Annotated in this window: 8 protein-coding genes; 1 reads left to right on the top strand and 7 read right to left on the bottom strand. The window is 56.9% G+C overall.

All coding sequences use genetic code 11. The features are described from left to right. The 3 genes from glyS to WBC85_RS02985 all read right to left on the bottom strand — a co-directional run. On the bottom strand, window positions 1-1,135 hold a 1,135-nt coding region (glyS, locus tag WBC85_RS02995; RefSeq protein WP_424433188.1), incomplete at its 3' end, for a glycine--tRNA ligase subunit beta. Continuing rightward, window positions 1,135-1,665, bottom strand: a complete 531-nt coding sequence (locus tag WBC85_RS02990) for a DUF6446 family protein (RefSeq protein WP_424433191.1) — start codon at window positions 1,663-1,665, stop codon at window positions 1,135-1,137. The genes glyS and WBC85_RS02990, both read right to left, overlap by 1 nt. Before the next feature lie 2 nt (window positions 1,666-1,667). Continuing rightward, the gene (locus WBC85_RS02985; RefSeq protein ID WP_424433187.1) at window positions 1,668-2,591 is read right to left on the bottom strand and encodes a glycine--tRNA ligase subunit alpha; all 924 of its coding nucleotides are present in this window, start codon (window positions 2,589-2,591) and stop codon (window positions 1,668-1,670) included. 226 nt (window positions 2,592-2,817) lie between these two features. Between WBC85_RS02985 and WBC85_RS02980 the strand changes: the two genes are divergently transcribed. Next, a complete protein-coding gene (locus tag WBC85_RS02980; protein ID WP_424433186.1) occupies window positions 2,818-4,566 on the top strand; it encodes a serine protease in 1,749 nt (582 codons plus the stop codon). A 64-nt stretch (window positions 4,567-4,630) separates the two neighbouring features. Here the strand turns inward: WBC85_RS02980 and WBC85_RS02975 are convergent, their stop codons facing one another. The 4 genes from WBC85_RS02975 to WBC85_RS02960 all read right to left on the bottom strand — a co-directional run. Then, the gene (locus tag WBC85_RS02975) at window positions 4,631-6,187 is read right to left on the bottom strand and encodes a 5-guanidino-2-oxopentanoate decarboxylase (RefSeq protein WP_424433190.1); all 1,557 of its coding nucleotides are present in this window, start codon (window positions 6,185-6,187) and stop codon (window positions 4,631-4,633) included. A 37-nt stretch (window positions 6,188-6,224) separates the two neighbouring features. Next, window positions 6,225-7,673: a TrkH family potassium uptake protein gene (locus WBC85_RS02970; RefSeq protein ID WP_424433189.1), complete on the bottom strand. Its 1,449-nt coding sequence runs from the start codon at window positions 7,671-7,673 to the stop codon at window positions 6,225-6,227. Window positions 7,674-7,747: 74 nt separating this feature from the next. Then, window positions 7,748-7,960: a DUF1127 domain-containing protein gene (locus tag WBC85_RS02965; protein WP_424433185.1), complete on the bottom strand. Its 213-nt coding sequence runs from the start codon at window positions 7,958-7,960 to the stop codon at window positions 7,748-7,750. Window positions 7,961-8,114: 154 nt separating this feature from the next. Next, a partial coding sequence (locus tag WBC85_RS02960; protein ID WP_424433184.1) for an AMP-binding enzyme occupies window positions 8,115-8,584 on the bottom strand: 470 nt, incomplete at its 5' end.

The following is an 8,584-nucleotide window of genomic DNA, read 5'->3' as shown; positions in this document are numbered from 1 at the left end:
CACCCACAACAGGCGCCAATTCACGCGCCAAAGCTGCGATACGGGTAATCCGCTCCGCCTGCGTGCCCAGCTTGTTGTGGAACGTCACGTTGGAGAGGGCTTCTGTCCAAGTTGTCATATCCGCCTTCGCCACGCGCAAATCATTCTCCCAGAAGAACTTCGCATCCGAGAGCCGCGCGAACAGGACCTTCTGATTGCCCGCAAGGATCGTCGCGCCATTGTCTGCCGTTTCACGGTTGGCCACAGTGATGAACCGCTCGATACGCCCCGTCTTGGGGTTCTTCACTGAGAAAAACTTCTGATGTTCTTTCATAGAGGTCTGCAAAACCTCTGGCGGCAGGCCAAGGAAGTCCTCGGCAATCTTGCCCATAAGCACAACAGGCCATTCCACCAGCCCTGCGACCTCGCGCAAAAGCCCTGCATCTTCAACCACTTCCAGCCCATTCGCAAAGGCTTGGCTCGTCGCATCTGCCCAGATCGCATCCGCGCGCTCGCCCGCGTTCAGCACCACAAAGGCACGTTTCAACTGCGCCTCATAGTCCTCAAACCCGCTCACAGTGATCTGCTTGGGTGCCATGAAACGATGGCCATGGGTGGTCTTGCCCGCGACAATTCCATCCACATCCAGCGGCACGACTTCGCTGCCCGCCTCATCGCTTAGCAAGCAAATGATCGAATGCAGCGGCCGCACCCAGCGCAAAGACCCGCTGCCCCAGCGCATGGATTTCGGCCCAGGGAAATTGCGGATCGCCCCTTCCAGAACCTCGGTAATGATAGCTGCGGCAGGGCGCCCCGGCTTTTCAATGCTCGCAAAGTAAATCGCGCCTTTAGGTGTGTCGCGCTCTTCCAATTGATCGCGCGTCAGGCCTGCCCCGCGCAAAAACCCTTCGATCGCTTTATCAGGCGCGCCGACCTTTGGACCCTTACGCTCTTCGCGCACTGTCGGGCTCTGCGCCAGCAAACCATCAATCGTCAGCGCCAAACGGCGCGGCGTGCTGAACGCAGCAGCAGAGGCATAGGTCAAACCCGCCTCAACCAATCCGTCAGTCATCAGCTTTTTCAGATCATCCGCCGCTTTGCCCTGCATGCGCGCCGGAATTTCCTCGGAGAAAAGTTCAATCAGCAGATCAGGCATCAGTTTTGGTCCTCAAATTCGTCGCGGGGCGGGCAAGCCTCCCCGATAGGCGAGCCGTCATAGGCCTTTTCGCCGCATTCATTCAGCTCGTGCCAGATATAGCCGCGCCCGTCCTCGGTGATCGCAACGACGCGGTCCACACCGTAAGCGATGTTCTTTTGCCCCAGAAACGCCAATGCCGTGCCTGCCACCAGTTCCGCGCCCAAAGCTTCCGCATCAAAGCAATCGAACCAGTTCGGTGCATTGCGCGGATCGGCCTTTGTCGCGGGCACATATGTTTCGGTCAGCAGCGAATGGCTCATATCCGTGCGAAAGCAGGCGCGAAAACGGATGGGCGAGCTATCCGCGTCAATCGCCTTGAAATCATCGAACAAAATCACCTCTGGCGCACCGGACACCAGCGACACCAATTGCACATCATCGCCCGTCGGCGTGACCTCGTCATAAAAGGCGTAAACCTGTAGATAATACATGGCCCCACCGGCCAGAATCGCTGCAAACACGGTGAACCCCGCTAGAAATTTGCCCATTGTCATGCGACGTACCCGCCCGCATTCGTCTGCACAAAGGCATCGGCGCAAGCCTTGGCCAGCGTGCGCACGCGCCCGATGTAGGCTTGGCGTTCGGTGACCGAAATCACGCCGCGCGCATCAAGAAGGTTAAAGATGTGGCTGGCCTTGATGCACTGGTCATAAGCTGGATGCGCCATGATGATGCGCTTGCCTGTCTTCGGATCATCGTGTTCCTGCGCAAGAATGCTGGCGCATTCGGCCTCCGCTTCTTCAAAGTGTCGTAGCAAAACCTCTGTATTGGCCACGTCGAAATTCCAGCGCGCGTATTCTTCTTCGGTCTGCTTGAACACATCACCATAGCTTAGCGGGATCGGCGATTGCGGATCATTATAGGGCATGTCCATCACGTGATCGCAGTTAAGGATGTACATCGCAAGGCGCTCCAGACCGTAGGTCAATTCGCCGGCGACTGGTGCGCAATCATGGCCGCCAACCTGTTGGAAATAGGTGAACTGGCTAACTTCCATACCATCGCACCAAACTTCCCAACCAAGACCCCAGGCACCCAGCGTCGGGCTTTCCCAGTCGTCCTCGACAAAGCGGATGTCGTGCATTTCCATATCCACGCCAATCGCCTCTAGCGATCCAAGATAAAGCGCCTGCAAATCGGGCGGGCTGGGTTTTATCAGCACCTGATACTGATAGTAATGCTGCAAGCGGTTGGGATTCTCGCCATAGCGCCCGTCCGTTGGGCGGCGCGAGGGCTGAACATAGGCCGCAGCCCAGGGTTTTGAGCCAAGCGCGCGCAGGGTTGTCGCCGGGTGAAACGTGCCTGCCCCGACTTCCATATCGTAGGGCTGCATTATCGCGCAGCCCCGAGCAGACCAATAGGCCTGCAATCGCAGGATAATCTCTTGAAATGATTTAGGTTTTTCTAAGCTCATCGCACCCGCCGCCAAATAGTTCGCACGCCCTACGTGCCTTTGCGCCTGATTAGCCGCTGCGCACGCAGGGGTCAATCAATCAACATATGGCGTAATTCACGAAGATGTTGCGCAAATGCTGTGGACTATTGCCTAAAAATTGCCGAAAACCCCACCCAATCTGCCCCTATTGCGCAGCTAAGACCCTGTAAAGCGAACCACAGTCCGATTTTGAGGCCATTACCCTATGCAACGTTTTTTTCTGACCTTTGTTTTGATGCTTTTCGCCGCCGTGCGACCTGCTCTCGCGCAAGATGCCGCTTGGGTGCAAATCGAAGCCCAGCCAAGCCTTAACGCTGCCGAAGACCGCGCGCGCGCTTACGCATCGGCATTGCCGGATGTGAACGGCTTTTCCTTGGGCGGTGGCTGGTATGCGCTCGCACTTGGCCCCTATACCGTTGAGGACGCAGAAACCGTTCTGCGCGGCTATCGTAATGAAGGGCGCATTCCGCGCGATAGTTTCATCGCTTATTCTGCCTCGTTCCGTCAGCAGTTCTGGCCCGTTGGCGCAAACCTGCTTAGTGTAACACCACTCGCTCCGGCGCTTCCGTCCGAACAGGCAAATACCGTCGTCGCAGAGGCCCCCGCCCCCGCGCCAGAACCCGAAGCATCGGACGAAACGCCGCGCGAAGCCCGCGCCAGCGAAGCCGCCCTTAGCCGCGACGAAAAGAAAGACCTGCAAAGCATGCTGCAATGGGCAGGCTTTTATAACGCCGCCATTGATGGCTCTTTCGGGCGCGGTACACGCAGTTCCATGGCCGCATGGCAGGACGCCAATGGTTTTGAAACAACGGGCATCCTGACAACCTTGCAACGCGCGACATTGACCAAACAGTATAACGCAGTGCTCGAAGGGCTTGACCTTCGCCTTGTTCAGGACGCGCAGGCCGGCATCGAAATGGCTCTGCCCCTTGGTGCAGTCAAATTCGATCGCTATGAATCCCCCTTTGCCCATTATGAAGGCACAGGTTTTGCCAAGGGCGCAAAGGTCGTTCTGATTAGTCAGGCAGGCGATCAAAGCACGCTGTACGGCCTTTATGATATCCTGCAAACGCTGGAAATCGTCCCCCTTGAAGGCCCGCGCAGCCGCGATGAAAACAGCTTTTCGCTTGTCGGTGAAAATGAAACCTTCATTTCCCAAACCGAAGTCAGCCTGAAGGACGGTCACGTAAAGGGCTTCACCCTGATCTGGCCCGCGGGCGATGAAGAGCGCCGAACACGTCTTTTGGCGCAGATGCAGGCAAGCTTTACCCGCTTGGACAGCGTCCTTGATCCCACTGCGGGCATGGACGAAGCGCAACAAATTGATCTGGTGTCGGGTTTGCAAATTCGCACACCGCGTCTGTCGCGCAGCGGCTTTTATGTGACAAGCAATGGCATTGCGCTCACAACGCTTGAAGCGGTTCAATCATGTTCACGCATTACAATAGATGGCGATTACGATGCGAAGGTCACCGCAACGGACGAAGCGAACGGCCTCGCCTTGCTGCGCCCAGAGGAAGCTTTGGCACCCGCTGGCATCGCAGCTTTCCGCGATGGCTCGCCGCGCCTGAAAAGCGAAATCGCCGTTGCTGGCTACCCGTTTGAGGGCGCTTTGAACGCACCGACCCTGACCTTCGGCACCCTCGCCGATCTGCGCGGACTTGGCGGGGAAACCACGCTGAACCGTTTGGACGTGAAAACAATGTCCGGCGATGTTGGTGGTCCCGTGCTCGATAGCACAGGCGCAATTATCGGGATGCTGGCCCCTGCGGAAATGAAAGGTCGGGCATTGCCAGAGGGCGTTGGCTTTTCTGTTCCAACGGCTGTCATTGCCCAGATGCTCTCTGGTGCAGGCATCACTGCGAAGGCGGCAAACGCCAATGCACAGCTGGCACCCGAAGACCTCGGAAGCCTTGCCGCAGACATGACCGTTCTGGTCAGCTGCTGGGAATAAGGCCCGCGCGCAAAAAAGGTTAACGCACTGTTAACAAATACAAATTGTTTCGCGCGCGAAACATTTAGCCTAGGATATCAGGCGTTACATGAATAAGCGTTGGACCCTTTCGGTCCAGCGCTTTTTTCATCTCGGTCGCTAAATCAGCCAGCGTGTCAGGCCGTGCACTTGCAGCGCCATACGCCTCTGCCAGTTTGCAGAAATCAGGATTGCGCGCGATCACCGCGTTCGGCGCAATCTGGCTGCGCACCATAGAATCCTCGATCTCTTTCAACTTGCCATTGTCCCAAAGAATGATCGGCAGGCTCAACTCCAACTCGACCGCGACGCCCAGCTCTTGCAGCGTATACTGAAACCCGTAATCCCCCGCGATTGCGATCACGGGTTGCTGGCCGATGCCAATCTTGCCACCAATGGCCGCAGGCAAAGCATAGCCCAAGGTGCCAAATCCAAACGGATGGTGCCAATGGGACGGGCGATCCATGTCCCAGACTTCCTTGGCGACATAGGCGAACTGCGTCATGTCCGAATAAATCATTGTGTCCGCGGGCAAGGCCGTGCGCAGGGCATCACATATCGGCACGATCCCGGGGCGTTCTGCATCCGTTTCCGCCCGCCATCGCGCACGCGTGTCTGACACCTGCTTGGCATCCCAGCACGGCGCGGCATCGACGGTGCGCGCAGGAATGGACATCGACATGGCGCGCAGAAAATCACCGGCATCCCCTTGCAACAATACATCACCCGCCTGTCCCTGCCCCAACACCGCTGGGTCAAGATCAACGCGGATCATCGGGCAGCGATGACCAAGCGTATCGCGCCAGATATCCACCTCGGCCAGCTCTGTGCCAACCGCAAGCACCAGATCCGCTTCGGCAAAAAAGGCCGCACTGTCACTGCGCGCCAACGTGCTCCCGAAGTGCAAAGGCGTATCCAAAGGCACCACCCCGCGTCCGGCGTAGGTGGTAAAACTCGCAGCGCCGCTCATGCGCAGCAGTTCGCCCACAACCTCTGCCCCGCCCACAGCGCCGCCCCCGAAAACAAAGACCGGCTTTTGCGCTGCAAGCAACATCGCAACCGCTTTATCAAGCTCTGCAAGGGGCACTTGCGCGCGTGCAGGCGCGCTCAACGGCGCGGGCGCAGTGTCGCTCAAACGGGCAGCCAAAGCGATAGGGACCTGCACATGTTTAGAGCGTGGCCGCGCGCTGGCAAATTCTATGAAAGCACGGTCAATCAACGCATAAGCAGCCTCGGCGCTGCGCGCTTCTTCGGACCAATCACACACCGTGCGTGCAGCGCCCGCTTGATCCAGCATCTGGTGTAACTGCCCATGTTTCGCGCCCGTCTCATCCAGACAGGACGAAATCGCCAGCACAGGCACGCTATCGGAATAGGCCTGTCCCAGCGGCGTCATCGTATTGCACAGGCCGGGGCCCGTAATCACATAGGCCACGCCTGCCTTGCCCGTTGCGCGCGCATAGCCATCGGCCATGAACCCCGCGCCCTGCTCGTGACGCGCAAGCACATGGGTGATACCCGCCTCTTCGATGCCGCGATACATTTCCACATTATGCACGCCCGGAATGCCAAAGATCACATCGACCCCACGCGCCTTCAGCATATGGGATATCTGCGCACCAAGGGGGCGTTGGGTCATGTCATGCTCTCCAGAAGCCAATCGTCAAAATCGCGTAGACCGCCATAAGTTCCAGCCGTCCAATCAACATCCCGGCAGCCAACAGCCATTTCGCAGCGACATTCAGCCCGGCATAATTGCCTGCGGGTCCGATCTCGGGGCCAAGGCCCGGCCCGATGTTGGCTAGCGCAGACGCAGCGCCTGACAGAGCCGTCACAAAATCAAGGCCCGTCATACTAAGTGCAACAGCCAGCAAGCCCATTGTCACAACGAAAAAAACAAAGAAGGACATGACCGAGCTTAGAACGTCATCGCTGACGGGGCGACCTTCATAGCGGGGTGTGAAAATTCCATTTGGTGAATGGATACGGCGCATCTGCGTTTTGATTGACGCAAACAAAAGTTGGTAACGGAATATCTTCACCGAACAGGCCGTAGATCCCGCGCATCCCCCGATCAGGCCCGAGAAAAAGAACAATGCCACAAGGAACGAGCCCCAAAGCATGTAATCCGCACTGGCATAGCCCGTGCCTGAAACGATCGAAATGATGTTGAACAGTGACTTGCGGAAGGCGGGTTCAAACGCACGGTCCTGCCCCAAGGCCAACACAGCAGCACAGATCAGAACCAGAACGGTAATCGTCATCATAAACCCGCGCACCTGCGAGTCGTTCCAAACAGCTGCCGTGTGGCCGTTCAAAAGCTGCACATAGCGCACAAAGGGAAGCGCCGCGAGCACCATAAAGACCGAAGCCACATATTCTGTTGCCGCTGGAAACGCGCCAAAGGATGCATCGTAATTGGCAAATCCACCTGTCGCCACAGTCGTCATAGAATGCACGCTGGCGTCAAAGGCGTTCATACCAAAGAACATATAACTGACGGCACAGGCCAAGGTGATGCCGACATAAATATAGGACACCTGAGCGGCAATCGCCGTCGCGCGGGGCAAAATCTTGCCCATCGTGTCAAAGCCTTCCGCGCGGAAAATCTGCATACCGCCGACACGCAGTTCAGGCAGAAACACCATCGCCACAACGATGATACCCACGCCGCCAATCCATTGCATCAATCCACGCCAAAGCAGCAAACCCTTTGGCAAGGTATCAAGCCCTGTGATGACGGTGGCGCCGGTTGTGGTCAGTCCCGACATCGCTTCAAAGAACGCATCGACAAAGCTCAGCTCAGTCACCCCAAGCATAAAGGGCAGCGCGCCAAAGATCGGCAAGGCGAGCCAGACACCCGTCGTCAGAAGAAATGTTTGCTGAATGTTCAGACCTTCTTTGACCCCGTTCGAGCAGGCCAAAGCGATCAGGCCGCCCACAAGTGACGTAATCAAAGCGCTTTGAAGAAAGACCGGCCAATGCCCCCGTGCTTCGGCAAGATCAACCAGCAAGGGAAGCAGCATCGCCATCCCGAGCATCATGACCAACAGGCCGATCACATATCCTACAGGGCGCATGTCCAACATGGGTGAAGGCTTGGCCTCAACCTTTTGCACTGTCAAGCATCTGCGCACGACTTGCGCCGCAGATGCCTATGTTTTTAGATGTTGTAGTCGCGGAAAATATGCATCGCGATGTCTTCGCGGCGCAGGCCTTTCGCGGCCAGCTCGCTGTCACTGAGGTTTTGGAAGTACTCAAACTCAGCGGCGCGTGTACGGGCGCGCACAAAGCTCTCAAGGCCACTGCGCAAACCCGCAGCAATGCGTGAGCGCAGGGAAGCAGCGCCATGTGCGGAAAAATCAAGAACAGCCATTGTGAAACCTCAACTTACAAATATTTCGTTGAGACGTAGCTAGGCCCCAGCCGTGGCAAAAGGAAGGTCAGCGAGCCTGCTCATTGTGCAATGCCGCAATGCAAGGGCAGCATGCGTGCAACGCAAGTTACTTCAAAGCACAGCTTAGCGGCGTCTAGTTCTTGTCCCAGTACTCGGATCTTAAAACGCGCTTGTGCATTTTACCTGTTGCGGAACGCGGCAAGGTAGTTCGAAATTCAATGCTGCGGGGGCACTTCAAAGCGGAGAGTTTCGAGCGGCAAAATGCCATCAGTATCTCATCCATCCCTTTCGTGTTTTCATGCTCGCGAACCAATTGCACAACGGCATGAACAGCCTCGCCAAAATCCTCATGAGGGATGCCGATGACCGCGGCATCAAGGACGGCAGGATGGTTCAGCAACGTGTCTTCGGTTTCTTGCGGATAGATGTTCACGCCGCCAGAAATAATCAGAAATGACTTTCGGTCCGTGAGATATAGATAACCGTCATCATCCAACCGCCCGATATCGCCCAATGTGGTCCAGCCCTGCAAGTTGGTGCAAGCGCGGGTCTTTTCGGGGTCGTTATGATAGGCGAACTGCTGACCGTTCTCGTAGTAGATTT

This window comes from Planktotalea sp., from assembly GCF_049680325.1.
Taxonomy (GTDB): Bacteria; Pseudomonadota; Alphaproteobacteria; order Rhodobacterales; family Rhodobacteraceae; genus Planktotalea.
This window is presented reverse-complemented; position numbering and strand designations above follow the sequence as displayed.